The organism is Rhodococcus yunnanensis NBRC 103083 (genome assembly GCF_001895005.1).
Classification (GTDB): Bacteria; Actinomycetota; Actinomycetes; order Mycobacteriales; family Mycobacteriaceae; genus Rhodococcoides; species Rhodococcoides yunnanense.
In genome coordinates, this window is record NZ_BCXH01000022.1 from 12,546 (window position 1) to 38,918 (window position 26,373).

The following is a 26,373-nucleotide window of genomic DNA, read 5'->3' on the forward strand; positions in this document are numbered from 1 at the left end:
CTCTTCTCTTCTCTTCGTTCCCGATCAGCGCGCGTACTTGTCCAGGCTAGACCTCGCCTGGCGGTGAGTGCTGCCCGGGACGTACCTGTGGTATGTACTCACGAGTAACTGTCTACTTCTGTGCTGACGACTCCATGGACTATCGGATTATTCCCGCCGCGCGTTTCTGCCGCATCCCACAATTGTGTGTAGAAGCCTCCGCGTGCCCGTAATTCCCGGTGTGTACCGGTTTCGACGATGCGCCCCGCATCGACCACGACGATCATGTCGGCTCTCGCCGCGGTGGCCAATCGGTGTGCGACGACGACTGCGGTGCGCGTGCGGGCAACGGCGTTGCTGGCGGCGAGAACCTTGCGCTCGGTCGCCGGGTCGAGGGTCGCGGTGGCCTCGTCGAGCAGCAGCAGATCCGGGTCGACGAGCTCGGCCCGCGCAAGGGCGATGAGTTGTCGTTGGCCTGCGGACAGACCCTGCCCGCGCTCGCCGACCGGCTGATACATACCGCTCCGAAGTGCAGCGATGGTCTCGAGAGCGCCGACCGCGCGTGCTGCCGATTCGATTTCCTCGCGGCTGGCATCGGGCTTTCCGAAGGCGATGTTGCTGGCGACATCGCCGGTGAAGAGATGGGCTTCCTGCGGTACGACACCGAGTCGGCGCCGGTACTCGGACAAGCGGTAGCGCCGAAGATCCGTGCCGCCGACACGGACCGATCCGGCCGTCGGATCGTAGAAACGCGCGAGCAGTTTGACGATCGTGGACTTGCCTGCGCCGGTCTGTCCGACGAGCGCGACGGTGGTCCCGGCTTCGATTGTGAGATTGACCTCACTGAGGGCATCGGTGTCGGCGCCGCCATACCGAAATCCCACGTTGTCGAGACGAATGTCACTTCTGAGATGGCCGCCTTCGATGGCGACCGGGGCCGCACTCGATGCGGATTCGATGGAGCTCGGCGTGCGGAGGAGATCACCGATGCGGTGTACGCCGACGTTGGCCTGCTGGTAGCCGTCGAAGACCTGCGAGAGCTGCTGTATCGGTCCGAACAGCAGACCGAGGTAGAGAACGAATGCCACGAGAGTGCCCGCCGAGGTCGAACCCGACGCGACCTGATGAGCTCCGACGAGCACCACGAACGCCAGCGCGATGTCGGACAGAAAAGTGATGAACGGGAAGAAGACGGAGATCGCACGCTGCGAGCGCATACGGCTACGGCGGTAACGGTCGGCGCGCTCGGCGAAGCGCTCGGCGGCGAACTCCTCGCGTCGATATGCCTGCGCCGAACGAAGTCCGGCGACGTTCTCCTGGAAGTCGGCGTTGACGATCGAGATGCGTTCCCGCGAAATCGAGTACGCCGACGAGGACACCTTGCGAAAGATCAGCGTCGATATCACCAGCGGCGGAACCACGGCCAGAGCCACGAGACCGAGCGTGACGTCGGTGATCAAGAGTGCGGCCGAGATGCCGAGAACGGTGAGAAGGCTGACCACTGCAGTCGAGGCACCGGTTTGGATGAACGACGACAACGCGTCGACGTCGGTGGTCATTCGGGTCATGATTCGACCGGACAGTTCACGTTCGTAGTAGTCGAGGCCGAGGCGCTGGATGTGTGCGTAGCTCTTGACCCGAAGACCGAACAGCACTCGTTCGCCCGCACGCGCGGTGATCGTGGTCGTGGCGGCGATGACGAACCACCCTGCCACGGCAAGGAAGACACCGATTCCGGTGGCTGTCCACAGGGCTCCCGCGTCGTCTCGCGACACCCCCGAGTCGACGGCGTAACGCACGATCGACGGGAATGCTATCGAGGCCAGCGAATCGAGCGCGAGCAACACGACGACCGTCACCAGTAGTAGTCGAACGGGCTGCAGCAGGCGGGACAGGCGGAATCGAGGGTCCGGTTCACGGAGCTCGGGGCCACCGTATGCGGGGTCCTCGAGCGCGGGAGGAAGGTCGTCGACTGCTGTCTGAAGCTGAGGGGTCGCAGCGAGGTGTCCGAGGGCACCGGAGGCAGGGCCACCCCGGCCGGGCGGAGCGATACCGGGGGCACGCTGGCCGGCACCGGCGGCCGGCTCCGGCGGCCACAGGGACTCGGCGCTCGGTTCGGGGTAGTCGTTTCCGATCTCGGCGACGGCGGAACCGAGCGGGTCGTCTTCGGATTCACCCCCGGCCAGCAGTAATCGGAACAACGGACATCGCTCGTCGAGTTCTTCGACGGTTCCGGAGTCGATGATGCGGCCGTCGTCGAGGACCGCGACGCGATCGGCCAGCGACAATGTGGATCTTCGGTGCGCAAGGATCACCGTCGTCCGGTCGCGTTGCGCACGGAGTGCATCGAAGATCGACGCCTCGGTGGTGGCGTCGACAGCCGAGGTGGCGTCGTCGAGCACCAGGATCCGCGGGTCGGTGAGCAGCGCGCGGGCCAGCGCGATGCGTTGACGCTGCCCGCCGGACAGCGTCAGACCCCGCTCGCCGACGACGGAGTCGTAGCCCTCGGGGAGTTCGACGACGAAAGCATGGGCTTCGGCGAGTACGGCGGCCCGCTCGATCTCCTCCGCGCTCGCGTCGGGGCGGCCGAGTGCGATGTTCGCGGCGATCGTGTCGGAGAACAGAAACGGCTCGTCGAAGACCAGTCCGACAGCGCCGCGCAGCTGCTCGGCGCTGATGTCCGCGACATCGAACCGCTCGCCGTTCGACGTCAGCGCAACCGATCCCGATGCCGGACTGTAGAACCGGGGGAGAAGTAGTGACAGGGCCGTCTTGCCGGAACCCGCATGACCGACGACAGCGACGCTCTCGCCTGGTGCGACGGTGAGATCGAACGAGCGAAGCACCTCACGTTCCGGTTCGAAGCCGAACGTGACCGACGACAGGTCGAGGCCGAGCGGGCCGTCGGGCAGTGCACGCGGACGCGCAGGCTCGGGGACGGACGGCTCGGTGTCGACGACCTCGTAGACGCGTTCGACTGCGGCCCTCGACAGCTGCGCCATCACGACGACCGAGGACAGAGTGCGAGTGATGGCCGACAGTGTGGCCACGTAGGTGGCGAACGCGAGAAACGTGCCGATCGTGATGTGACCGTGCAGCGCCAGGTATCCACCGAGCGCGATGACGCCGACGAGGCCGAGTTGCGGGATCGCCGCCATCGACGGCGCGAAGCGGGAGTTGATCTTCGCCGAGCGCATGCGTTCGGAGAACAGCATGCGTCCCAGCGACTCCAGCCTGTCGACCGCTCTCGACTCCTGTCCGAATCCCTTGACGACGCGCACGCCGGTGACAGTTTCTTCGACGTGTTGCGCCAGGTCGGCAGCCCGTTGCTGGGCCGACCACGTGGCCGCGAACAGCGTTGGCCGTATTCGGTACACCACTACCGATACGGCGGGAACGATCAGCAGCGCGACGACGGTGAGCAACGGTGACAGATAGGCCATGACGACGAGTGCGAGGAAGAATTGAAGCAGTGCACCCGCCGAGAGGGGCAGCATCGCGAGCAACCCCTGCACGAGCTGGAGGTCGGTGATCGACCGTGAGACGACCTGGCCGGTTCGGATGTCGTCCTGGCCCCGGCCGTCGAGACGCTGCAGCGCGCCGAGCAGTCCGAGGCGCAGATCGTGTTGGACGTCGATCGACAATCGGCCCGCCAGGAACCGTCTGCCGAACTGGCACGCGAACCGTACGACCCCGAGTACCGCGATGGCGATGGCGACTCCGGCGATGGCGCTGCTGTCACCGGCCGACGCGTCGTCGATGGCGATGCGGGTGAGCAGTGGGAACGAAATGTCGATCACCGCGGCGACCATGGTGACCGACAGTGCGCCTACAGCTGTGCGTCGATGAATCCAGCACTGTGCGCCGAGGCGCCGAATCCACCCGGTCCGTGGCTCGGCTGTATCTGTGTCATTACCGTTTCTCACCATCGCGATCCACGGTAGACCGGGCCACCGACACGGTCTCAGCCGATGTCGCGTTCCCTGGTACGCCACCATCCCGCGGCGGCGACAGCGACGGCCCACAGTGCCAACACGATCGGGGCGAACGGCCACGACATGAAGTAGGGGGCGCTGTCGGAGTCACCGGCGGTGAGGGTGGCCAGGGTCGTGGCGGCCGGAGTGATGGTCGAGACGTTGTGGATGCCGAGCCCTTCGAGAATGGAGATCACGATGATCTCGCCGAAGGGATACCACGCGACGATGACGATCGCGGCCCAGGAAGGCGAGCCCAACAGCAGTCCGAGACCGACGCCGATCAGCGACCACAGCACGACCGCGAGCAGTCCCGCGAGCAGTATCGCCAGAATGTGACCGGACAGGGCGAACGCGGTGGGCGAGAACAGCATCAGACAGACGACGCTGCCGAGTTCGACGACCAGGCCGTACCCGAGCGCGAACAGTGCGGTCACCGCGAATTTGGCTCCGATGATGCCGTCACGTCCAGACGCGGTGACGAACGACGTGGTGATCGTGTCGTGGCGAAATTCGGTGCCGCCGTTGACTGCGGCGAACACCGCAACGAATGCCATGGCGAATCCGAGGGAGACGTACAGCCCGAAGGTGGCGAAGCCGCCCTCCACGTCGACTTCGCCCACGCTTTCGGAGATCGCCGACGCGATCGTGCTGGTGAAGATGCCGACGAGGATCGGCGGCAGCGCGAGGGCCCACCAGAACCTCAAGGACGTGACCTTGCGTACTTCCGCGGTCAGCAGGTTCATGCCGCGCCTCCGTCGCGGGGAGACGGCCCCTGTCCCGGTGCCTGATATCCCGGCGGCGGTCCGTAGCCGGAGGGAGGCGGATACCCAGGGGGCCCTTGATAACCGGGCACTGGAAAACCAGGCGCTTGATAACCAGGCGCTTGATAACCAGGCCCTTGATAACCAGGCCCTTGAAAACCAGGCCCTTGAAAACCAGGCCCTTGAAAACCAGGCCCTTGAAAACCAGGCGCTGGATGACCGGGTGCCTGATATCCCGGTGGCGGCCCGTGGAAGTGCTGCGCGCCCGCATGTCCGTAGCCGTACTGCACCTGGCCGACGGGAGTGCCTGCGTACTGGCCTGCCGTCATCGACAGGAACACCTGCTCGAGATCGACGTGCTCGTAGGTCGTTCCGAACACGGTCAGTCCCGATTCCTCGGCTATCCGGGTGACGGTGGCGGAGTCGCTTCCCGCGACGCCCAGTCGGCCGTCGGGTAGTAGTTGGGCATTGCTGAAGCCGTTCGAAGCAAGTGCAAGTGCCAGCGCGGCCGGGTCGGACACCGCGATCAGTGTGCGGCTGGGACGCGAGGCACGCAGCTGTTCGATCGATCCCTGGTAGATCAATGTTCCGGCCGAGATGATCACGAGGTGATCGACCGTCGCCTCGACTTCGCGGAGTAGATGCGAGGAGATCAGTACGGTGCGACCGCTCGCCGCGTATGACTTCAGGAAGTCCCGTAGCCACGCGATGCCCTCGGGGTCGAGGCCGTTCGCCGGCTCGTCGAGGACGAGTATTTCCGGGTCGCCGAGCAGTGCGGTGGCGAGTGCGAGGCGTTGACGCATCCCGAGCGAGTATCCGCCGACGTGTCTGTTCGCTGCGTCGGCGAGCCCGACGACTCGGAGGACCTCGTCGGCGCGCGAGTCGGGAAGGCCGATGGCCGCGGTGTAGATGCGCAGGTGACGCAGTGCGGTGCGTCTGGGATGCAGGCTTCCAGAATCCAGGACCGCCCCGACTGCGCGCGCCGGGTTGGACAGTGCCGAGAACGGCGCCCCGGCGACGTACGACACCCCGCTCGTCGGTGTGGCCAATCCGAGAATCATCCGAAGAGTGGTCGTCTTTCCCGAGCCGTTGGGCCCGAGGAACCCCGTGATGGATCCACGGGGAACCGCGAAACTCAGGTCCGATACCGCTCGCACGGTACCGAATACCTTGGTCAAGCCCTGTGCTTCCAGTGCGCTGACACCGAACCCGTACGTCATTGCAGTCATGCCCCCGACTCTCCACAGCGCCGACTCTCGACAGCGCCGACTCTCCACAGCGCCGACTCTCCACAGCGCCGACTCTCCCAGAGCCTCGACTGTCCAGAGCTCGGACCGTCGCGACCGAGCCGCTACGAGGTTACGGTGTCCACCCGGCGTACGGGAGTCGCCGGCGCCGAAGAGATCGAGGGCATGACCCCAGGGATCAGGGCAGAAACGCTGCGGCAACTTCTCGATAGGTCACCGTGGGGTCGGCGTCATCCGGCAACGCGTGCACCGTGACGTGGGATGCACCCGCGTCGATGTGCTCGTGGAGGCGACGTGCGATCGCCTCGGCATCGCCGTGCGCGACGAGGGCATCGATCAGTCGGTCGCTGCCACCGTTGCCGATTTCTTCTGCCGTGTAGCCGAGCCGCTTGAGGTTGTTGATGTAGTTCTGCAGCCGCAAGTACGGGTAATCCACCGGAGGCCTGCCGATCTCTCGGCCCTTGGCCGGGTCGGTCTCGAGCACCACCTTGTGCTCGGGTGCGAGCACTTTGTCGGGTCCGAGGATCTCGCGTGCGATCGCGGTGTGCTCCGGCGTCGTCAGATACGGGTGCGCGCCTGCGGTGCGATCGGCGGACAGCTTCAGCACTTTCGGCCCCAGCGCGGCAAGTACGCGTCGGTGAACCGGGACACCGCCGTCGTCGAGCACGTCGAGGTACTGCACGAGCGCGTCGTACGGCTTCTGGTACTCCTGCACCGCCTCGGGGTGACCTGCACCGATTCCCAGGAGGAACCGGCCGGGGTGCTTCTTCTCGATGCGGTGGAACGATTCGGCGATTTCCTTCGCGGGTGCCGACCAGATGTTGACGATGCCCGTTGCGACGACGATGGATTCGGTTGCGTCGAGTATCTCCTCGGCCGAGGTGAGATCGGCGGGCGGGGAACCGCCGAGCCAGATCGTGCCGTAGCCGTTGCTCTCGATGCTTCGGGCGAGTTCCGGCGGAATCGCCGTGAAGTTCCGCCAGATACCGAGCGTGCCGAGATCAGGTGTGTTGGTGGTCATAGGTCACCTTAACGCCGAATCACCGATCGGGAATTCCTTCGGTCACAGTGTGATTGCTGCAACCGGTGCGATTCTGTCGAAACGGGTGCACTACTGCTCCAGAATTCCATCGGGTTCGGCGTCGATGACCTTGGGCGCGGGCCACGAGGTGGGCGCCGGGCCGAATGCGTCACGCGCATTCCGGATGACGCCCTTGCCGATCGCCCGGTTGCCTGCGCCGCCGATGACGGCGCCGATTCCTGCGGGCAGAAGTTTGCCGAACAACAGTGCACTGCGTTTGGCCAGGTACTTCGATACGAACTTCTTGACGAGCGAGCGGTTCATGGTGGTCATCGCACCGCCCGGGATACGTGAGGTGACCAGCGTTCCCCAGTTCTTCGCCGACGCGCCGACCGTCTTCTGCACGATCTGCATTCCCGATTCGCCGAGCGCGACCGCGAGAACGAGGGCCCTGCGTTGTTGATGATCGTGGACCGGGATGCCGTGTACGGACGCCACCGACAGCGTGAGCAACGCCGAGGACTCGATGAAGAACGCGGTCTCCGCACCCACCGCGGCCAGCGACGCGACGGTTCCGATCGCGGGCACAGCTGCCGCGCCTCCCACCGCGCTGCCGCTGCCGGTCACAGCCATCAGAAACCGCTTCTCCAGCCGCTCGATCAACTGGGCAGGGTTCTCGTTCGGGTGTGCCCGACGCATATGCGCGATGTATCTCTCGACGGCCGGACCCTGCAGCCTGCTGGCGTTGTCGAGGATGCCGACGAGGGACTTCTCGAGTCGCCCGCCCTCTTCGACGATGTCCACCTTGTCGTTCTTCTTGCTCGCCATCGGCGCTCCGATCGATGTGCAGTGCCGAGTGTCGGCACCAGAGCATTGCTACCCGTTCGTCTTCGGTTCTACCCTGCAAGGCATGACGGCGGCAGTCTCCGAAGGTGCGCGAGTATCCGAAGGCGAGCGCCGAATGCCCGCCGAGCGCTTGCGGCCGTTCGTCGCGCCGTACGACGGGTATCGATTGGCAGGGTTCGAGCCAGGGCACCACGTCGGCATGCCGAGCCCGTACCTCACCGTCATCCTCGCGATCGGTCCGAAGCTGGAGATCTCGCAGTCGCCGCGGCAGGGCGCGTGCGCATTCGAATCCTTGGCCAGCGGGATCTCGGCCGAGCCGGTCACCATCGCACACGATGGCAATCAGCACGGCATTCAACTCTCGTTCACACCGGCAGGGCCTCGCGCTCTGTTCGGGATCCCGACGTCGGCGCTCGGCGACTGGATGGTCGACCTTCCGGAGGTGCTCCCCGGTGCCGACGAGCTTCTCGATCGAGTCGGGACGGCGTCCTCGTGGGATCAGCGGTTCGACGTCGTCGACGACATCCTCTCTCGCGCACTGACCGAGCAACAGGTGGAGCCGACGCTGACCGAGGCGTGGCGCCGGTTGGTGGAGGGAGGGGGAGCGGTGCGAGTGGGGGAGGTGGCGTCGGACATCGGCTGGAGTCGACGGCATCTGATCAACCGGTTCGCCGCCGAGTTCGGTGTCACCCCGAAGGATTCTGCGAGGATCGCCCGCTTTCATCGTTCGCACCGAATACTGCGCAGACCGGTTGTCCCTCGTTTGTCCGAGGTAGCAGCGGAGTGCGGGTACTACGACCAGGCCCACATGGCACGTGACTGGCGAGATCTGGCGGGGGCTTCGCCGTCGCAGTGGCGACGGGACGAGAAGTTCGCGTTCATCCAAGACGCCTTCGCGTTCATCCAAGACGCCGAGGAGTAGTCGGCGGAGGATCGTGTTCATGACCGAAACGACAGGAAACAGATCAGCGATCTGGCCGTGCTTCCGCTACGAGGACCCGCGGGCAGCAATTCGATTCATCGTCGAGGTACTCGGTTTCACCGAGGCGGCCGTGTACGGCGAGGGCGATCGCGTCGACCACGCCGAACTCCGTTGGCCCGGTGGGGGCGGCGTGATGCTCGGGAGCGTCAAGGACGGAGATCCGCCGGGCGAGCGCCCGGGTGTGGGCAGTGTCTACGTCGTCACCTCGGAGCCGGACGCCGTGTTCGAGCGCGTCGTACGTGCAGGTGCTCGCGTGACGCGCCCGATGCGCGAGGAGGACTACGGGAGTCGAGGGTTCACCTGCGGCGACCCGGAGGGGGTGCAGTGGAGCTTCGGCACGTACGCCGGCGCCGAGTGAGGGAAGCGGTGTTCACGGTCGGGCGAGCTCGACCGAGGTGACCTCGCCCCACTCCTCGTAGCCGAGTCGGCTCGCGAGGCGTCGCGCCACGCCGTTCTGCGTGTCCGAGCGCCATTGCGGGATCAGGCCCTCGTCGATTGCGTCGTTGGTGGCCAGCCGCGCGACGACTTGGCCGTAGCCGTGGCGTCGGGCCTCGGGAGCGGTCAGGACCCCGACGTCGGCGAGCAGCCCTTCCCATTCGATGTACGCGGCACCCGCGAGTGGTGACGCCGATTCGGCCGGTTGTTCGTCGCCCATGAGCGTGAACCACGAATGTTTCTGCGTCAGCTCCGCGGCGATCACGTCGTCGGGCGCGCACGAAGCCTCCAGTGCGCGCGCGTGGGCGAGTTCATGGGAGATCAACGGATCGTGGTGGTCGAGGGCGGAGCCGACATCGCCCGCATACGACAGAACGATCGGGCCTCGAACTCGACCGGATCTGGCCGGGTCGAGCTCCGCGAGCACCCCCCGTTCGGCCAAGTCGTCGTCGGTGCGTTCTCGGGCCGCGTCGAGCGCCCACTGCGGTCCGACGAGAGCAGATGCGTCGCCGAGTCTGACAAATGTGATCTTGGTCGCATTCGGGTGTTCGAAACTGTGCCGCGTGCCGCTACGCAAAGCCGTATCGGCCAGTCCGAGGTGCCGTGACCACGCAAGTCTCACGATATCGTGATGATGGGAATCCACCGGGACAAGGCTATCCGGGGGTCGACGAAATCAAGCTATTGGTCTTTTTGTCCCCCGCAGTACCGCAACTCGTCCATGGATGGCATGATCAGGAAATGAGATTGGAACTTCGACGTGAAGGTCCAGCTCGCTACAGAAGGTTTACGGTATGACGCAGGGCAGTGTTAAGTGGTTCAACGGCGAAAAGGGCTTCGGCTTCATCGAGCAGGACGGCGGCGGACCTGACGTGTTCGTTCACTACTCGGAGATCCAGGGAACTGGCTTCAAGTCGCTCGACGAAGGTCAGCGCGTGGAGTTCGAGGTTGGACAGGGCCAGAAGGGCCCCCAGGCCACCGGCGTTCGCGCTATCTGATCCCCTCAAAGGATCGCCAACCTGGATTTGCTGACGGCTAGACGCTGTCCTACTCCCGGTAGCAGAGGCCGGATACACGAAGAGAAATCTTCGAGTATCCGGCCTTTGTTTGCGTTTGTGGCCCCTGTTTGTGTTTGTGGCTCCTCTTCGTGGTTGCGGCTCGCGCCCGTGCGCGCGTAGTGAAATCCGGACCGGACTGCGCACGCTCGGCATGCGCTACTATTCCAACTGGAATAATTCAGTTGGGAGATTCGAATGGCAGGGAAGGCGCTGACGCCACTCGGGGTCGCGGTTCTCGCGCTGCTCGCCGAGGGGCCCATGCACCCCTACGAGATGTGTCAGCTGTTGATAGCGAGAAACGAGGATCGGATAGTCAAGATCCGTCCGGGCTCCCTCTATCACGCTGTGGACCGGCTCGCCGAGAAGGACATGGTGCGGGCGGTCGGCACCGAACGTGAAGGAAATCGGCCCGAGCGCACCACCTACGAGGTCACCGAATCCGGTCGCGCGGCATTGACGAGCCGACTCTCGGAAATCCTCGCTCAACCGGTGTCCGAGTACCCGCAGTTCGTACTCGCGTTGTCGGAGATCCACAACATCGATGCTGCACGGGCGATGTCGTTGCTGCGCAAGAGAATCGAATGCAAATCGATCGAGGATGCCGAACTTGCCGAGATCGAGAGAGCGGTCTCGGCGCGAGCGGTCCCGCCGATCTTCTACGTCGGAGTGGGTTATATGCGGGCGGTCATCCAGGCCGAGGTCGCCTGGCTGAACCAGTTCGTCGACGACGTCGACAGCGGCCGCATCCCCTGGCTCACCGAGGACATGGCTTCGGACATGGCGGCCAGGCGTGCCGCGAGTTCAACAGAAACCGCGAATTCAAACAGAACAGCGAATTCAAACAGAACAGCGAATTCAAACAGAACAATGGGGAACGAATGAAAACCGAAGTAGCGGTAGCGGATACCGAGATCAAGCCGTGGCCTGCGCTGTGGGCACTGTGTCTCGGCTTCTTCATGATTCTCGTCGACACGACGATCGTCGCAGTGGCTCAGCCCGCGATCCTCGGGGGTCTGCAGACCGACATCAACAACGTCATCTGGGTGACCAGTGCCTACCTGTTGGCCTACGCAGTACCGCTTCTGGTGACCGGACGGCTCGGTGACCGTTTCGGCCCGCGCAACCTCTACATCGCCGGACTCGTGGTGTTCACGCTCGCCTCGGCGTGGTGCGGGCTCTCCGGTTCGATCGAGATGCTGATCGCAGCCCGCGCGGTGCAAGGCCTCGGTGCTGCCATGATCACTCCGCAGACGATGGCCGTCATCACGCGAGTCTTTCCCGCCGACAAGCGTGGAACCGCGATGGGCGCGTGGGGTGCCGTCGCAGGCGTCGCCACTCTCGTCGGCCCGATCCTCGGCGGAGTTCTCGTCGACTCGCTCGGGTGGGAATGGATCTTCTTCATCAACCTGCCCGTGGGCGTGGTGGCCATAGCGTTGGCGCTCAAGTTCGTTCCGGTTCTGCCGACGCACGAGCACAAGTTCGACATTCTCGGTGTGGCGCTCAGCGGAATCGGTCTCTTCTGCATCGTCTTCGGTATCCAGGAGGGGCAGAAGTACGACTGGGACGGCCGCATCTGGACGCTCATCGCCGCTGGAATCATCGTGTTCGCGGCGTTCGTGTACTGGCAGGCGAAGAACAAGAACGAGCCGCTCGTACCGCTCTCGTTGTTCCGCGACCGGAACTTCTCGCTGTCGAACATCGGAATCGCGGCAATGGGTTTCGCGACCGCGGGGATGATGCTGCCGATCATGTTCTACGCGCAGAGCGTCACCGGTCTTTCTCCGACGCGGTCGGCGTTGTTGTTCGTTCCGATGGCGGTGTTGACCGGGGCGCTTGCTCCGAACATCGGCAAATTGGTCGATCGAATGCATCCCAGGTACATCGCTGGTTCGGGCTTGCTCCTGCTGGCCGTCGCGCTGCTGGCGTTCGCCGCGTTGATGACGCCGACGACGGCGATCTGGAAGCTGCTGATTCCGGTTGCGCTGATGGGCGTCGCGAACGCGCTCATCTGGTCGCCGTTGGCGGCCACGGCAACTCGCAATCTGCCACTGAGTCAGGCCGGCGCAGGATCGGGAATCTACAACACGCTGCGCACGGTCGGGTCGGTGCTCGGTAGCGCCGGAATCGGTGCGCTGATCCAGTCGCGCCTTGCGGTCGAGATCCCGGGTTCGGCGACATCGGGCGCCAACGAGTTCAGCGGTCGCGTACCGGAAATGCTGCGCGACGGCTTCACGACGGCGATGGCACAGTCGCTGATCCTGCCCGCGATCGTCCTGCTGGTCGGAATGGTTGCGGTGTCGTTCTACGCCAGGCCCGAGTTCAAGTGATACTGCGGTGGCACGCCTTCGAAGGCGTGCCACCGTATCGCTACAACCCGAGATCGCGGCCGATCAGTTCTTTCATGATCTCGTTCGAGCCGGCCCATATCTTGGTGACCCTGGCGTCCTTCCATGCACGGGCGGCACGGTATTCGTTCATGAATCCGTAGCCGCCGTGCAGCTGTACGCAGTGGTCGAGGATCTCGTTCTGCACCTGCGAGCTCCACCATTTGGCTTTGGCGGCGTCGATGGCGGTGAGCTCGCCCCGTCCGTGCGCGACGATGCAGTTGTCGATGAATGCCTGTGCCACATCGAGTTTCGTGATCTGTTCGGCAAGAAGGAACTTGTTCCACTGCAGCGAGCCGATCTGTTGACCGAATGCCTTGCGGTCCTTCGCGTACTGGATGGTCTCCTCCAGAATCGGCCTGACGTGCCCGAGGTTGGCGACCGAGCAACTGATCCGCTCCTGCGGCAGCAGCTGCATCATGTGAATGAATCCGCCGTCGAACTCACCGATCATGTTCGCCGCCGGTACGCGCACGTCCTCGAAGAACAGTTCCGCGGTGTCGGATTCGGGCTGACCGACCTTGTCGAGTTTGCGTCCGCGCGAGAAGCCATCGGTGCCGTTCTCGACTGCGAACAGGGTGATGCCCTTCGCCTTCTTCTCGGGCGACGTACGGGTGGCGACGATGACGAGGTCGGCGCTGTTGCCGTTGGTGATGAACGTCTTCGAGCCGTTGATGATGAAATCGTCCCCGTCCTTGACCGCTGTGGTCTTCAGCGACGCGAGATCGGATCCGCCGGACGGCTCGGTCATCGCGATCGCGGTCAGGATCTCACCGCTGCAGAACCCGGGGAGCCAGCGCTTCTTCTGCTCCTCGGTGGTGAGCTTGACGAGGTACGGCGCGACGATGTCGTAGTGGATACCGAAGCACGACGCGATGGCCGCACTCGACCGAGACAGCTCCTCACCGAGCACGGCGTTGAAGCGATAGTCCTCGGCGCCGCTGCCGCCGTACTCCTCGGGGACCTCCAGTCCGAGAAATCCGTTGCGGCCTGCTTCGAGCCAGATGTCTCGATCGATGAAGCGCTGCTCGGTCAGCTTCTCCTCGCGGGGCGTGATCGTGCGGGTGACGAACTCGCGGACCGACTCGCGGAACGCGTCGTGGTCGGCGTCGAACAAGCTGCGCTTCATGTGTGTTCCTCCAGGTAACGGTAATCTCGACGCGATAATACTCGCCGGTAACTACGGCAAGCGAAACCCCTGGATCTTCGGGCCGCTGTATTTTCGGGCCGCGGTATGAAGGCCGGTAGAATCGCCTGGATGACTACCCCGCTCGCCGAACTGCACATGCACATCGAAGGTTCGCTGGAGCCGCCGCAGATTTTCCAGTTCGCCGAGCGCAACGGTATTACGTTGCCGTACTCCGACATCGACGAGCTGCGGGAACTCTACGAGTTCACCGATCTCCAGGCGTTCTTGAATCTGTACTACGCGAACACCGATGTGCTCAGAACTGCAGAGGATTTCGCGGATCTGGCGCGCGCGTATTTCTCCCGTGCGGCTGCCGGTGGCGTCACGCACGCCGAGATCTTCTTCGACCCGCAGGCGCACACGTCGAGGGGAGTCCCGCTGGAGGCCGTCGTCGAAGGGTTGGCCGACGCGGCGGCGTCGAGCGAGCGTGAGTTCGGTGTGACGAGTGGATTGATCGCATCGATCCTGCGGGACAAGCCGGTGCTGCACGCGAACAAGCTGCTCGACGATCTTCTCGCGATGCAGGCACCGATCATCGGCCTGGGCCTCGATTCGGCCGAGGTGGGCTTCCCGCCGTCGCTGTTCGTCGATGTCTTCGCCAAAGCACGCGCCGAGGGATTGCACGTCGTGGCGCACGCGGGGGAGGAGGGCCCGGCAGAGTACATCTGGGAGGCGCTCGATCTGCTCGGTGCCGAACGGATCGATCACGGCATCCGCTGCCTCGAGGACGACGCTCTGGTGAATCGTCTGGTGGAGGAGGAGATTCCGCTGACGGTGTGCCCACTGTCCAACGTTCGCCTGCAGGTGACCCCTGACCTGAAAGACCATCCGATCCGGCAGATGATCGAGCGTGGCCTGATCGTCACGATCAACTCCGATGATCCCGCGTACTTCGGCGGCTACGTCGACGACAATTTCGCTGCGTTGGTCGACCGACTGGGACTCACCGACCGCGAACGAGAGATCCTGTACGACAACTCGATCAAGGCGTCGTTCAACTGACCGAGATGAACGCCTTCGGATAGCCGGTGGCGCCGTCGGGCACGGTGTCGGCGGTCATCGAGGTCTGAATCTCGCCCGACGCGTCGGAGGCGCGTGCCCGGATGGTGTGATTGCCTGGGGTCGCATCCCACTGGTAGGTCCACTGTCGCCACGTGTCCTTCGAGTACTCCTCGGACAGTGTGGCGGGAACCCAGTTGCCGTCGTCGATCTGCACGTCGACGCCGGAGATTCCGGTGTGCTGCTTCCACGCGACGCCTGCCACGACCACTGTTCCCGCTTCGACCGAGCCGCCGGATCGTGGGGTGTCGATGCGCGATGCGGTCTTGATCGGACCGCGTGCGCCCCACCCGCGATCGGTCCAGTACGCAGTGACCTTGTCGAAGCGAGTGACTTCGAGATCGGTGACCCACTTGGTCGCCGAGACGTAGCCGTACAGACCGGGGACGACCAATCGCGCGGGGTAGCCGTGCTCGACGGGAAGGGGTTGCCCGTTCATCCCGACGGCAAGCAGGGCGTCTCGGCCGTCGAGCAGGGCGTCGAGCGGTGTGCCCGCGGTGAAGGCGTCGTGGCTCGAGGACAACACCATGTCGGCACCGTCCTGAATGCCTGCTTCCTCCAGCAGATCTTTCAGCGGGTAGCCGATCCATGTGGCGTTACCGACGAGATCGCCGCCGACGATGTTCGATACACATGTCAGCGTCACGGTGCGTTCCACGGCCTGACGAGCGGCCAGGTCGTCGAACGTGATCACGAGTTCCTTCTCGACCATCCCGTGAATGCGCAGCGACCACGAATCCGACGCCACCTGCGGCACGACGAGTGCGGTGTCGATGCGATAGAAGTCTTCGTTCGGTGTGATGTACGAGGCCAACCCGTCGATTCTCAGATCGGCTCCGGGCGGGATGGGTGGTTGCGGCGTCGGCGTCGGCAGCAGGAATCCCAGCCGGTTGGCGGTGACGTCGCGAGCCTGCGAGATCAGGCGACCTGCGGTCCCCGCGGCCACAGCGACGACGCCCGCTGCGACGGCGAGTCCGAGGAAGCTGCGGCGGGACATTCCTTCGGTGACGGGGTTTTCCGTTCGGAGAAGTGCATTCAGTACGACGATCCCGACCGCGACGCCCACGATGGTCGGCAGTGCCGACAGCGGCGTGGACGTGGATCTGGTCACTGCGGCGAGGACGCCGACTGCGCCGAGGACGCCGAACAGGACCGCGCCCAGAGGACGCCGTAGTACGCCAGCTCCTGCCGCGACCAGCGCGATGACGATTCCCATTCCGAAGAACAGCGCAGTCTTGTCCGACGTGCCGAACGTATCGATCGCCCACTCGCGCACCGCCTCGGGAGTGTTGTCCACGACCGTCGATCCGACCGCGTAGAACGGCGACGAATTCGGGCCGAACGGAACGGAAACGAGTTCTCCGACGCCGAGGATCACTCCGGCAGCGATGATCCCGGCGAGGGCTTTGCGCAACATCACTCCAGTGTGCCTGCGCCGGCCGTGCGCGCGGAGTTACGTTCGGCGGTCACTGCGCGCGCACGGGCAGCGTCGCCGCCAGATACGGGTTCGCGAACACGCCGCCCGGATCGACCGCGTCGCGTACTTCGCAGAAGTCGTCGAACTTCGGATACGCCTCGGCGAGGTCGGCGGCTCCGAGCGAGTGCAGTTTGCCCCAGTGCGGCCTGCCGCCGACGCTCCGGGCGATGGCCTCGACGGCATCGAAGTACGCACGATGATCTCGGCGGTGGTACTGGTGTACGGCGATATAGGCGGTGTCGCGGCCGTACGCCGTCGAGAGCCAGATGTCGTCCGATGCCGCGAACCGCACCTCGACGGGAAATGCGACGACAAAATCCGACGAGTGCAGCCACCTGTCGACCTCGCGCAGCACGTAGACGATCGACTCGGCGGGGACGGCGTACTCCATCTCGCGAAAACGAACGGTGCGCGACGACGCGAAGACCCGGTAACTGCGGTCGGTGAACTCTCGTGCCGACAGGGCCCGTGCGGAGAAGGCATTGACACGCGGGATCGCGCGCGGATAGCGAGTCACGATGCGGTTGACGGCCTCGAAGGCCTTGTTGGACAGCAACTCGTCGTCGACGAAGGCGCGTGCGCGACCGAGCGGAGCCAGCGGACTGTCGGCGGGCAGTCTGGTGTTTCGCTTGGTCAGCACCCGATCGGTGTGCGGGAACCAGTAGAACTCGAAGTGGTCGGTGGTCGCCACGCTGTCGGTAATTCCGGCGAGTGTTCCGGTCAGAGTGGCGGGGGTTTCTACGGCGTGCAGGGCAAACGCGGGTTCGCAGCGCAGTGTCACCCGCGTGATGATTCCCAACGCGCCGAGCCCGACGCGGGCGGCGACGAACAGCTGTGGGTCGGTCTCGGGCGAGCACGTCGTGACTTTTCCATCGGCGGTGACCATCTCGAGCGCCCGTACCTGAGTGGCGATGCCGCCGAAACGTGCACCTGTCCCGTGGGTGCCCGTGGAGATGGCCCCGGCGATCGACTGTTCGTCGATGTCGCCGAGGTTGGTCATCGCAAGACCGAGGTCCCACAGACGCGCTGTCAGCTCCCGTAGTCGTGTTCCGGCCAGGACTGTGACGAGAGCCGAGCCGTCGCTCGACGGTACGACGGACTCGATTCCGCTGAGAGCATCGAGACTCACCATGACACCGTCGGTCACGGCGATCGAGGTGAACGAGTGCCCCGCGCCGACGCACTTGACGCGAAGACCGTTCTCGGCGGCGCGCCGAACCGTACGTCGGAGTTCGTCGACCGTTTCCGGGCCTGCGTACTCGGCCGGTCGAGCGCTCTGGTTGCCTGCCCAATTTCGCCACACGGCCCCGTTCATCGTTCAATGATGGCTGCGAACCTCCGAGACGGTCAATAATCCGTCCGCGCAGCATGGTCCGCGCTTACTATCGGGTGCATGCAGACCCGGCTGTCGGCAGACTCGCGGCGTGCTCGGCTGGTGACTGCCGCGGTGAATCGGGCCGAACAGGTCGGAATCGAGTCGTTGACCGTCCGTGCCGTCGCGGAAGAGGCGGGCGTGAGCCAGGGATCGGTCTACTACTGGTTCGATTCCAAGGAGGCCCTCGTCATCGCGATGGGCGAGGGGCTCATCGTCGACGTGACACGTGCACTGGAGGCCGCGTTCACCGACTCGGTGAACCTTCCCGGCGTGCCAGGGCTGCGCGAGCTCGTGCACAGCGGGCTCAGTGCGATCTGGCCGCTCGTCGAGCAGACCGCGGACAGGCAACTGCTCTCGTACGAGATCAAGACCTACCTCCTGCGTCACCGTGCGCTCGGATCCGAACTGGCCGCCTCCATCGCGACGGGTCAGTACCGCATCAGGGACAGCGACACGCTTCTGTTTCTGGAGAAGTGCGCCCAGTTCACCGGCACCCGTTGGCTGGAACCGATCGACGCGGTCGCGCGTTTCGGCATGGCCACCGTCGACGGCTTGATTCTGCGGTGGTTGGTCGACCGCGACGACGTGGCTGTCATCGCGGCCCTCGACGATCTGTCCGGGGTCATCGCCTCGAAAGCAGTGGAGATCTGACGCTCGTCGGGTGAAAACCGCGCTCGGATGTTTGACTGGTCGAGAGCCAACCCCCCGGCGCTACGAAGACAAGGAAGTATCGCTGACGTGACGTCACTACTCGGGCGAATCTCGCAGGGTCGAGCAACACAGGGCCGAATCTCACAGGGCCGAACAACACTGGGTCGAGTAACACAGCGCGGGTCGATACAGGAACCGGGTGCACTCGACCGCATCTCGGCCGCGACAGCAGATCTCGAGCCTGTGTTCGCGGCCGTGGATTCGACTGCGCTCGACGCCAATGCCGCCGCCCTGGTGCGCCGCGCCAACGGGCTGCCGGTGCGGGTGGCGAGCAAATCGGTTCGCTCGCGCGCGGTACTCGAACGTGTCCTCGGTTCCGATCTCACTGCGAGAGAAGGCTTTCGGGGGATCATGACGTATTCGCCCGCGGAAGCGATCTGGCTTGCGGGTCTGGGCGCGCAGGACATTTTGATGGGGTATCCGAGCGTCGACCGCGAGTCATTGGCAACCATCACGCGTGATCGAGTGCTGTCCGGACGCATCACACTCATGGTCGACGCAGCCGAGCACCTCGACGTCATCCGTGCCGCCGCCGGATCCGATCACCTCAAACCGCGCATCTGCATCGACGTCGACGCCTCGTTGCGGCTCGGGCCGCTACATCTGGGTGTCCGACGTTCACCACTCCGTGAGCCCGCTGAGGTCGCAGGTTTCGCCCGCACGGCCAAGTCTCGCGGGTTCCGCGTGGTCGGCGTGATGTTCTACGAGGCGCAGATCGCAGGATTGCCCGATTCCAACCCGATCGTCGAGCTCGTCAAGCGCGCGTCGGCTTCGGAGCTCGCCGGGCGTCGGCGCGCGGTCGTCGAGGCGGTCACCGACGTCACCGGGAAGCTGGAGATCGTCAACAGCGGCGGCACCGGCTCACTGGAGGTCAGTTCGGCCGACCCGGTCGTGACGGAAGTGACCGCAGGCTCGGGCCTGTTCGCGCCGACGCTGTTCGACGGCTACACGGCGTTCACCGCCACCCCGTCGCTCTACTTCGCACTCCCGGTGGTGCGGAAGCCGACCCCGCAGATCGCGACAGCGTTCGGCGGCGGCTACATCGCGTCGGGTCCGGCGTCGACGTCTCGGACGCCGTCACCTGTCGCGTTCTCCGACGCGCTCGGCGGCCTGGTGCGCGGTGGCCTGAAATTGCTGCGCAACGAAGGGGCCGGCGAGGTGCAGACGCCCGTGGCCGGCACCGGGATAGCGATCGGCGACCGCATCTGGTTCCGACACGCCAAAGCCGGTGAGATCTGCGAGCGTGTCGACGCCCTTCATCTCGTCGAGCCCGACGGCACTGTCGCCGCCGTACCCACCTACCGCGGCGAGGCCAAGAACTTCGGCTAGCCCCGGCCAGCCCGCCAGCCCGCAGCCCACCGCACCGCCCGCCGGCCCGGCAGTGGGAACCTCGGATGACGTATCGTCCGGTCCGCAGACGAGCAGTAGAGCTGGAGACAAGAGGGTGGAACTGTGAAACGCGGAGTGATCGAGCGTGCTCGGTGGATTGCCATGACGTCGGTGGTGGCAACGATGCTCGCCGCGACGGGTCCGGTGGGCACTGCGGGCGCCGACGAGATATCGGCGGGAGCCCAGGTTTCGGACGACGGGTCGAAGATCGTGTCCAGCGGGGTCGACGGCCGCACGGTCACCCTGGAGGTCTACTCGGCTGCGATGGACAAGAACATCACGGTGAACGTGCAGCGTCCGAAAGATGCCTCGGTGCCGCGGCCGGTGCTCTACCTGCTCAACGGGGCAGGCGGCGGAACCGACTCGGCTACCTGGCAGGCCAAGACCGACGTCGTGGATTTCCTCGCCGAGCAGAACGTCAATACGGTGATGCCCGTGGGAGGCAAGTTCTCCTACTACACCGACTGGAAGCAGGACGATCCAGTTCTCGGCCGCAACAAGTGGCGCACGTTCCTGCTCGACGAACTACCCCCGCTTGTCGACCGAGCTCTGGGAACCAACGGAGTGCAGGCGATCGCGGCCAACTCCATGTCGGCCACCGCTGTGTTGCAACTTGCCATCGCCAGGCCCGGTTTCTACTCCGCGGCGGCGGGATACAGCGGATGCGCGCAGATCTCCGACCCGGTCGGGCAGCAGTTCGTCAAGCTGGTCACCGAGACCTGGGGTGGGGGCGATGTCCGCAACATGTACGGCGAACCCGACGATCCGGCCTGGCGCGCGAACGACCCCGTCGTCGGCGCGGAAGGTCTGCGCGGGACGGCACTGTTCATCTCCAACGGAACCGGGCAGCCAGGTCCGCACGACGAGTTCGCCGACCCCGCGACCTTCGATCCGACAGCGGAAAGCATTGCCGCGCAGATCGGAGTCGCGAACCAGATCGCGCTCGGGGGAGTCATCGAAAGTGCCGTGAACTGGTGCACTCACAATCTGCAGAATCGTCTCGACGAACTGCAGATCCCGGCGACATTCGACTTCGATCCAGTCGGTACGCACTCATGGGGTTACTGGCAGGACGCCTTCCACGCATCCTGGCCGACCCTGGTCGGCGGACTCGACGCGGCGCGCTAGCAACGTCGACGTCCGCCGGACCCTAGGCGTTCGGTCAGATCCCCATGCCCGTGGCCAGCAGCGGCCACGAGTCGTGCAGGGCTTCCTGCCAGTACGGCCAGTAGTGCGTACCGACCGGCGGGAACTGGTACGTCGCCGGTATGCCGATCGAATCGAGCTTGTTCATCAGATTGTGCGAGCAGTAGTTGGTCGCACCCTCGATGACAACACCGAGACCGAGGTTCACCACGCCCTGAGGGCCGTTGCCCTCGGTGTAGTAGCGCACGTCTTCGGGCTGGGGAATGCCACTACCGCTGGAGATGTAGAGGGCGGTGCCGCGAAGCTTCTCGGCGTTGATGACGGGGTCGTTCTCCGCCCAGGCAGGGTCGTTGTCGGGGCCGTACATGTTGACGGTGTTGCCCCCGCTCCAGGTTTCCACGGACAACTTCACGAATTGTCGGCCCAGGGGGTCGGCGATCTGCGCGCAGCCGCTGTAGGCGGCGACGGCCTTGAACAATCCGGGCCGTGCCTCGGCCATCTGGAGGACGGCGGTGCCGGAGGTGGACAGGCCGGCCAGTGAATTCAGCCCGGTCGAGCCGAGGGTGTCGTCGAGCAGCGGTGGAAGCTCCTGGGTGAGGAACGTCTGCCACTTGTTGACACCGAGCTTCGGATCTTCCTGACGCCAATCCGCGTAGTAGCTGCCGCGTCCACCGATCGGCAACACCACGTTGACCTGCTTGTCGGACAGGAAGGTGAGCGCATCGGTCTGTTGCTGCCAGCTCGCTGTGCCCTCACCGGCGTCGAGGCCGCTGAGGAGGTAGAGATTGGGGGCGGGCTTGGACTCGTCGACCGGGCGTTGCACCTGGACGGTGATGTCCTTGTCCATGGCTGCCGAGTGCACCTGCAGATGCCACGTCCGCCCGTCCTTGTCGACCGAGGTCACCGAAGATCCGGTGGCGTCCTCGGCCGAGGCGACTCCGCCGAAGGCGGACAGCACAAGGGCTGCCGTCGCGGCGACGACGGCGCCGCGAAGTACGGCTCGATTGCGTAGTGAAAGAAGCTTCATTGCGAAGTCGATTCCAGTCCCCGGGCCGCGGTCGGTCCCGATGTAGCGGTTGTTCCGGCCCAGGCTCGGTGTTGCACAGCGTGGAGACGGCTGAGTTGTACTTACACTGCATGTCTTTCTCGAAGGGTAGTTCGTTACTGTAGGCGATCGTCACATACATCCGCGTCAGAGTCGATCGTTCGGCTGGTCCACCAGCGACATGAAGGCGCCGAGCGTCTCCAGACCGTCGGGAGTCGCTGGTAGGAAGTGTGTCAACGTTCTGGATTGGATCACGATGGCCGCCCACTGGCCACGAGAGACGGCTACGTTCAATCGGTTTCGTGAGAGCAGGAAACTCGCGCCTCGGGGTGACTGCCCGAGGTTCGACGCCGTCATCGACAACAGCGCGATCGGGGCCTGCCGTCCCTGGAACTTGTCGACGGTTCCGACGAGTACGTCCGCGAGCCCGGCTCGATCCAGATGCTCACGAACGAGCGCGACCTGCGCGTTGTAGGGCGCGACGACGATGAAGTCGCTCGGTTCGAGGCCCCGAATTCCGTCGTGGGTGTCGGGGTCGGTCCACGGCGACCCGATCAGTTTCTCGATCTGCCTGCGGATCTCCTCTGCTTCCTCGGGCGAGTCGGTGGTGTTGTCATGATGCTCGACGGTGACCGTGTGCAGTCCGGGCCGGACACCGCCCATGATGCGCTTCGAGGTTGCCTCGACATTCGAGACGAGCTTGCCCTCGTACGACAGCACGGACACCGGCGCGCAGAGGTCGGGGTGCATGCGCCACGTTCGGCTGAGGAAGTAGCCGCGGTCGGCCGGGAGCGCTCCGTGGCCTGCGGCAAGCCACCCGAGCGCGGATTCGTCGACGGGCTCGGGGTGTGTTCCTTGACTGACCTGGGGGAGTTGCTGCGGATCGCCCAGTAGCAGCAGATTGCGTGCGGCGCCCGCGACGGCGATGGTGTTGGCCAGCGAGAACTGTCCCGCCTCGTCGACCACGAGCAGATCGAGCGAACCGGGTACGACGCGTGTGTCGTGCGAGAAATCCCATGCCGTGCCGCCGACGACACAGCCGCCTGTGGCGTCGGAGACGAACGCCGGATAGTCGGTGTCGCGTAGCTCGGTGTGTTCGGTCGGCTTCTTCTTGCCGACGAGTTCCGGCGCCACACCCGCCTTCACGATGCCGTCGAGCAGATTTTCGACGACGGAATGTGATTGTGCAACAACGCCGATCCGCCAGTGGTGCTCGGAGACGAGCCGGGCGATCACGGCCGCAGCGGTATAGGTCTTGCCGGTCCCCGGTGGCCCCTGCACGGCGAGGTAGGAGTCGTCGAGATCGAGCAGTGCGGAACTGATCGCGTCGATGTAGTTGTCCTCGACGACCTCCGGTAGCGGACTGCCCGATCGTGTCCTCGGCGGTGTCAGCGAGGTCAGGTCGGCGGCCGCGGTGCGTGGCAGTTGGGGCAGCATGGCCTGAACCTGGGTGGCAGCGCGCACGATCGCTTGCTCGAGGCTCGCCGTCATGATCGGCGACGTCGGCGCCACCGCCATCGGCAACTGTGTGTACGGTTCGACGCCAGCGGCGAGCTTTTCGTCGACGACGACGAAGTCGTCGCCGATCTCGACCACGTCGGCTTTGCTGCTTGCCCGGTACGTCGGGTGGGGTTGGTCGAGTCCGCCTGGAGCCGGGACGTCGTACAACAGCCGAACCGACTTGTCGACGCCGCCGGTACCGACGAGCCGGAGTCGTCGGCGCAGCAGTTTCTGGCGAGGCGAGGTCTTGGCCCACTCCGATTCGATCGATCCGGAGTCGATCTTCATGACGTCGGCCGCATCGGCCCACTCGTCGACCGGGCTCTGTAGACGGTCGAAGTGAGCCCACCAGAACGGCTTTCGTTCGCGTCGGTGATATCCGATGGATCCGCCGTACAGGGCAACGGCCCGTTGGATCGGTGTGCGTTCGCCTGCCGGGCCGGTGCCGACGTACTCGCGCAGCGATTCTTCCAGGGGAGTGGCCTGATCGTCGATCTCGGGTGCGAGCTCGGCGGGCGGCCTCGGGGAGATACCTGCGTCGGATGCTCGCTCCAGCAGCCAGTCTCGCAACTCGATGGTCGACACACAGTCGTAGCGGTTGTATTCGGTGATCTCTGCCAGCAATGCGTCCGCTTCCTCGGTGCGGCCCTCGTCCCGGAGGTCACACCAGTGGGCGTACTCGGCGATCGACGCTGCGGCATTGGTGACGTCGCCGTCGCGGTCTGCCTGCATGTAGAGAGGCTCTAGCTTCTTGATGCTGTACGACCGCTCACCGATCCGAACCGAGCCGCGTACAACGGGATACAAGTCCACCAGAACGTTCTCGCGCAGCAGGTTGTCGACGATGTCCTCGCCCACGCCGTATCGTCCGGCGAGTCGAAGCAGTGCGGTCTTCTCGTATGCGGCGTAGTGGTACACGTGCATGCCGGGGTACTCACGACGACGTTCGACGACGTATCCGAGAAATTGTTCGAGGGCAGCACGTTCCTGAGCGCGGTCGTGTGCCCAGAACGGCCGGAAGGTTCCGTCGGTCTCGAGCACACCGAACAGGTACTCGAGGCCCCATTCCGACGACCCCGGTTCGGCCCACAGCGGGTCGCCTTCGAAGTCGAAGAAGATATCGCCCTGGTCCGGCTGTGGAATGGATCCGAGTGCAGCGGCGTCGAAGATCTCGAACTCGGTCCGGCCGCTGTTTCGCTGCGCGATCTGCACGGCAGCCTGTGATCGAAGGGCCAGCAGTGTGCGAGCCGACATGTCCTCGACCGCTCCCTCCGAACGTGCGAGCTCGACGACGGTGGTGATGCCTGCCGCGTTGAGGTGTGCGCGTTGCCCACCGTTGAGCCCGGCGACGAACAGCAGATCGTCCCTGGCGACCACCTGCTCGTCGCACATCTCGCACCGCCCGCACATGCTGTACCTCGGATCGCCCCACTCGGCAGGGTCACCATCGGCGACGTGCTCGTCGATGATCTCTTCCAGATGTGCACGCTGACGTCGATAGACCGGGAGCAGGTCCTTGCGGGCATGATCGGTCGTCGAGCCGTCGCCGAGCATCAGGTGCAGTCGATCGGCCACCTCGATGCCGTTGTTCTCCAGCGCATCGGCGTAGGCGGCGAGCTGGAGCAGGGCGGGCACACGCGCGTGCCGCGACAGCTTGGTGTCGTAGACCGAATAGCCTCGATCCTCCTTGAGGAGGAAGTCGCAGAATCCGAGGAAGCGGCCGTCGAAGAACGTGGCCTGATACAGGACGTCGTAACCCCAGTGCGCGGTTTCGATGGTGGCCGCATTGGCGTCGGCGAGTGCCAGTTCGGTTCGCTCGGGCCTCGGCATGATCGAGACGCCCGAGCCGAACTTCGCTTGCAATGCCTCCAACTGGCGGCGCTCGTGTGCAAACCCAAGAGCGGACGTTCGTTCGAGCATCGGGTCGGGTGCGCTGGGCACGGCCTCGATGCGGCCCAGCTTTGCATCGAGGGTGCGCAGCATTGCGTATTCACAGACCGCAGCCGCCGACAGGTCGCTCGCGCTGTAGACGACCCGGTCGCCGAGGAGGAACACGCGCACAACTGTAGGGGAATGCAACGACACGAACTCGAAGCAGGCAAAATAGCCCAATGCCGTTTTTCGAAGGAGTCACCGGTGCCGTTCACTACCGTTCGTGGACGACGCCACATCCCCATCTGGTTGTGGTGTTCCTCCACGGACTCGGCCAGAACAGCGGGAACTACCACCGCTTCGCCCGAGTGCTGAACGGCGAGGACATCGATGTCTGGGCCATCGATCACGTAGGTCACGGACTGACCGAGGGGGAGTTGTCGGACGCGTCGCAGATCGGCGGCCTCGCCGACAACGCACTCCAGCTCGCCGACATCGCACGGTCCGAACGCTCCGGCGTGCCGATGGCGCTGATGGGCCATTCACTCGGCGCTGCGACGGCGATCGCCGCACTGGACAAGGCTCCGGGCGGTTTCGTCTCCGCGGTGCTGTGCGGAACCCCGACGTCGACGACAGGCAAGGCGTCCGACCTCAACGAGTCGACAGTGCCGCTTCTGGCGCTCCACGGCGTCGACGACCGCCTGGCCCCGATCGACGCCGTCCGTGCGTGGATCCCGTCGGTTCCCGGCGCGCGGCTACGGGAGTTCGAGAACGCAGGTCACGATCTTCTGCACGAGAGAGTGCACCGCACGGTCTCACTCGAAGCCGCGGAGTTCCTGCTCAGCCATACATGAAGACAAGCAGGCACGCATGAGAACAGGCAGGCCCGGGGTGCGGACCTGCCCGTTGTCGAAAGGAAT

21 protein-coding genes are annotated in these 26,373 nt (G+C 64.8%); 10 read left to right on the forward strand and 11 right to left on the reverse strand.

The window, feature by feature from the left end:
• Positions 1-98: 98 nt before the first annotated feature.
• The 5 genes from RY1_RS25610 to RY1_RS25630 form a co-directional block, all read right to left on the reverse strand.
• Positions 99-3,908: an ABC transporter ATP-binding protein gene (locus RY1_RS25610; protein ID WP_084727856.1), complete on the reverse strand. Its 3,810-nt coding sequence runs from the start codon at positions 3,906-3,908 to the stop codon at positions 99-101.
• 35 nt (positions 3,909-3,943) lie between these two features.
• A complete protein-coding gene (locus tag RY1_RS25615; RefSeq protein ID WP_072806869.1) occupies positions 3,944-4,699 on the reverse strand; it encodes a hypothetical protein in 756 nt (251 codons plus the stop codon).
• Positions 4,696-5,946 (reverse strand): ABC transporter ATP-binding protein, encoded by a 1,251-nt coding sequence (locus tag RY1_RS25620; protein ID WP_072806870.1) that lies wholly within the window; start codon positions 5,944-5,946, stop codon positions 4,696-4,698. Before RY1_RS25620 ends, RY1_RS25615 begins: the two co-directional genes overlap by 4 nt.
• A gap of 196 nt (positions 5,947-6,142) precedes the next feature.
• On the reverse strand, positions 6,143-6,985 hold the full coding sequence (locus RY1_RS25625) for an LLM class F420-dependent oxidoreductase (RefSeq protein ID WP_072806871.1): 843 nt from the start codon (positions 6,983-6,985) through the stop codon (positions 6,143-6,145).
• A gap of 90 nt (positions 6,986-7,075) precedes the next feature.
• Positions 7,076-7,813 (reverse strand): YbdD/YjiX family protein, encoded by a 738-nt coding sequence (locus tag RY1_RS25630; RefSeq protein ID WP_072806872.1) that lies wholly within the window; start codon positions 7,811-7,813, stop codon positions 7,076-7,078.
• A gap of 82 nt (positions 7,814-7,895) precedes the next feature.
• Here RY1_RS25630 and RY1_RS25635 point away from each other — a divergent pair, with 82 nt between their 5' ends.
• Positions 7,896-8,753 (forward strand): helix-turn-helix domain-containing protein, encoded by an 858-nt coding sequence (locus RY1_RS25635; RefSeq protein ID WP_174565475.1) that lies wholly within the window; start codon positions 7,896-7,898, stop codon positions 8,751-8,753.
• A 19-nt stretch (positions 8,754-8,772) separates the two neighbouring features.
• The gene (locus RY1_RS25640) at positions 8,773-9,171 is read left to right on the forward strand and encodes a VOC family protein (RefSeq protein ID WP_072806873.1); all 399 of its coding nucleotides are present in this window, start codon (positions 8,773-8,775) and stop codon (positions 9,169-9,171) included.
• A 12-nt stretch (positions 9,172-9,183) separates the two neighbouring features.
• Here the strand turns inward: RY1_RS25640 and RY1_RS25645 are convergent, their stop codons facing one another.
• Positions 9,184-9,894, reverse strand: coding sequence for a GNAT family N-acetyltransferase (locus RY1_RS25645; RefSeq protein ID WP_072806874.1), 711 nt, complete (start codon positions 9,892-9,894; stop codon positions 9,184-9,186).
• A 148-nt stretch (positions 9,895-10,042) separates the two neighbouring features.
• Here RY1_RS25645 and RY1_RS25650 point away from each other — a divergent pair, with 148 nt between their 5' ends.
• From RY1_RS25650 to RY1_RS25660, 3 genes are all read left to right on the forward strand, one after another.
• Complete coding sequence (locus RY1_RS25650; protein ID WP_068369974.1) at positions 10,043-10,246, forward strand: cold-shock protein; 204 nt, start codon at positions 10,043-10,045, stop codon at positions 10,244-10,246.
• 255 nt (positions 10,247-10,501) lie between these two features.
• Positions 10,502-11,188, forward strand: coding sequence for a PadR family transcriptional regulator (locus RY1_RS25655; protein ID WP_072806875.1), 687 nt, complete (start codon positions 10,502-10,504; stop codon positions 11,186-11,188).
• Positions 11,185-12,633: a DHA2 family efflux MFS transporter permease subunit gene (locus RY1_RS25660; protein WP_072806876.1), complete on the forward strand. Its 1,449-nt coding sequence runs from the start codon at positions 11,185-11,187 to the stop codon at positions 12,631-12,633. Before RY1_RS25655 ends, RY1_RS25660 begins: the two co-directional genes overlap by 4 nt.
• A 40-nt stretch (positions 12,634-12,673) precedes the next feature.
• Here RY1_RS25660 and RY1_RS25665 read toward each other — a convergent pair whose 3' ends face one another.
• On the reverse strand, positions 12,674-13,819 hold the full coding sequence (locus RY1_RS25665; RefSeq protein ID WP_072806877.1) for an acyl-CoA dehydrogenase family protein: 1,146 nt from the start codon (positions 13,817-13,819) through the stop codon (positions 12,674-12,676).
• A gap of 129 nt (positions 13,820-13,948) precedes the next feature.
• Here RY1_RS25665 and RY1_RS25670 point away from each other — a divergent pair, with 129 nt between their 5' ends.
• A complete protein-coding gene (locus tag RY1_RS25670) occupies positions 13,949-14,881 on the forward strand; it encodes an adenosine deaminase (RefSeq protein ID WP_072806917.1) in 933 nt (310 codons plus the stop codon).
• Here RY1_RS25670 and RY1_RS25675 read toward each other — a convergent pair.
• The gene (locus tag RY1_RS25675) at positions 14,874-16,355 is read right to left on the reverse strand and encodes a molybdopterin-dependent oxidoreductase (RefSeq protein WP_072806918.1); all 1,482 of its coding nucleotides are present in this window, start codon (positions 16,353-16,355) and stop codon (positions 14,874-14,876) included. The genes RY1_RS25670 and RY1_RS25675 overlap by 8 nt on opposite strands.
• A gap of 49 nt (positions 16,356-16,404) precedes the next feature.
• Positions 16,405-17,730 carry a D-arabinono-1,4-lactone oxidase gene (locus RY1_RS25680; RefSeq protein WP_072806878.1) on the reverse strand — a complete coding sequence of 442 codons (1,326 nt, stop codon included), beginning with the start codon at positions 17,728-17,730 and terminating at the stop codon, positions 16,405-16,407.
• Between the two features lie 78 nt (positions 17,731-17,808).
• Between RY1_RS25680 and RY1_RS25685 the strand changes: the two genes are divergently transcribed.
• The 3 genes from RY1_RS25685 (at position 17,809) to RY1_RS25695 (ending at position 21,018) form a co-directional block, all read left to right on the forward strand.
• Positions 17,809-18,441, forward strand: coding sequence for a TetR/AcrR family transcriptional regulator (locus RY1_RS25685; protein WP_072806879.1), 633 nt, complete (start codon positions 17,809-17,811; stop codon positions 18,439-18,441).
• A gap of 186 nt (positions 18,442-18,627) precedes the next feature.
• On the forward strand, positions 18,628-19,830 hold the full coding sequence (locus tag RY1_RS25690; protein WP_072806919.1) for an alanine racemase: 1,203 nt from the start codon (positions 18,628-18,630) through the stop codon (positions 19,828-19,830).
• Positions 19,831-19,992: 162 nt separating this feature from the next.
• Entirely contained in the window at positions 19,993-21,018 is a 1,026-nt protein-coding gene (locus tag RY1_RS25695) for an alpha/beta hydrolase (RefSeq protein ID WP_072806880.1), read from the forward strand.
• Between the two features lie 34 nt (positions 21,019-21,052).
• Here the strand turns inward: RY1_RS25695 and RY1_RS25700 are convergent, their stop codons facing one another.
• Together RY1_RS25700 and RY1_RS25705 are read right to left on the reverse strand one after the other, a co-directional pair.
• On the reverse strand, positions 21,053-22,063 hold the full coding sequence (locus tag RY1_RS25700) for an alpha/beta hydrolase (RefSeq protein ID WP_072806881.1): 1,011 nt from the start codon (positions 22,061-22,063) through the stop codon (positions 21,053-21,055).
• A gap of 165 nt (positions 22,064-22,228) precedes the next feature.
• Entirely contained in the window at positions 22,229-25,636 is a 3,408-nt protein-coding gene (locus RY1_RS25705; protein ID WP_072806920.1) for a TM0106 family RecB-like putative nuclease, read from the reverse strand.
• 56 nt (positions 25,637-25,692) lie between these two features.
• Here RY1_RS25705 and RY1_RS25710 point away from each other — a divergent pair, with 56 nt between their 5' ends.
• Positions 25,693-26,307, forward strand: a complete 615-nt coding sequence (locus tag RY1_RS25710; protein ID WP_072806882.1) for an alpha/beta hydrolase — start codon at positions 25,693-25,695, stop codon at positions 26,305-26,307.
• The last annotated feature ends 66 nt before the right edge of the window (positions 26,308-26,373 follow it).

Bases quoted from the DNA above. Each gene is read 5' to 3' on its own strand.
- RY1_RS25615 (WP_072806869.1), bottom strand. From the start codon at position 4,699: ATGAACCTGCTGACCGCGGAAGTACGCAAGGTCACGTCCTTGAGGTTC.
- RY1_RS25700 (WP_072806881.1), bottom strand. From the start codon at position 22,063: ATGAAGCTTCTTTCACTACGCAATCGAGCCGTACTTCGCGGCGCCGTC.
- RY1_RS25665 (WP_072806877.1), bottom strand. From the start codon at position 13,819: ATGAAGCGCAGCTTGTTCGACGCCGACCACGACGCGTTCCGCGAGTCG.
- RY1_RS25685 (WP_072806879.1), top strand. From the start codon at position 17,809: ATGCAGACCCGGCTGTCGGCAGACTCGCGGCGTGCTCGGCTGGTGACT.
- RY1_RS25660 (WP_072806876.1), top strand. From the start codon at position 11,185: ATGAAAACCGAAGTAGCGGTAGCGGATACCGAGATCAAGCCGTGGCCT.
- RY1_RS25650 (WP_068369974.1), top strand. From the start codon at position 10,043: ATGACGCAGGGCAGTGTTAAGTGGTTCAACGGCGAAAAGGGCTTCGGC.
- RY1_RS25620 (WP_072806870.1), bottom strand. From the start codon at position 5,946: ATGACTGCAATGACGTACGGGTTCGGTGTCAGCGCACTGGAAGCACAG.
- RY1_RS25675 (WP_072806918.1), bottom strand. From the start codon at position 16,355: ATGTTGCGCAAAGCCCTCGCCGGGATCATCGCTGCCGGAGTGATCCTC.
- RY1_RS25625 (WP_072806871.1), bottom strand. From the start codon at position 6,985: ATGACCACCAACACACCTGATCTCGGCACGCTCGGTATCTGGCGGAAC.
- RY1_RS25610 (WP_084727856.1), bottom strand. From the start codon at position 3,908: ATGGTGAGAAACGGTAATGACACAGATACAGCCGAGCCACGGACCGGG.
- RY1_RS25710 (WP_072806882.1), top strand. From the start codon at position 25,693: ATGCCGTTTTTCGAAGGAGTCACCGGTGCCGTTCACTACCGTTCGTGG.
- RY1_RS25640 (WP_072806873.1), top strand. From the start codon at position 8,773: ATGACCGAAACGACAGGAAACAGATCAGCGATCTGGCCGTGCTTCCGC.
- RY1_RS25680 (WP_072806878.1), bottom strand. From the start codon at position 17,730: ATGAACGGGGCCGTGTGGCGAAATTGGGCAGGCAACCAGAGCGCTCGA.
- RY1_RS25670 (WP_072806917.1), top strand. From the start codon at position 13,949: ATGACTACCCCGCTCGCCGAACTGCACATGCACATCGAAGGTTCGCTG.
- RY1_RS25655 (WP_072806875.1), top strand. From the start codon at position 10,502: ATGGCAGGGAAGGCGCTGACGCCACTCGGGGTCGCGGTTCTCGCGCTG.
- RY1_RS25695 (WP_072806880.1), top strand. From the start codon at position 19,993: ATGACGTCGGTGGTGGCAACGATGCTCGCCGCGACGGGTCCGGTGGGC.
- RY1_RS25635 (WP_174565475.1), top strand. From the start codon at position 7,896: ATGACGGCGGCAGTCTCCGAAGGTGCGCGAGTATCCGAAGGCGAGCGC.
- RY1_RS25630 (WP_072806872.1), bottom strand. From the start codon at position 7,813: ATGGCGAGCAAGAAGAACGACAAGGTGGACATCGTCGAAGAGGGCGGG.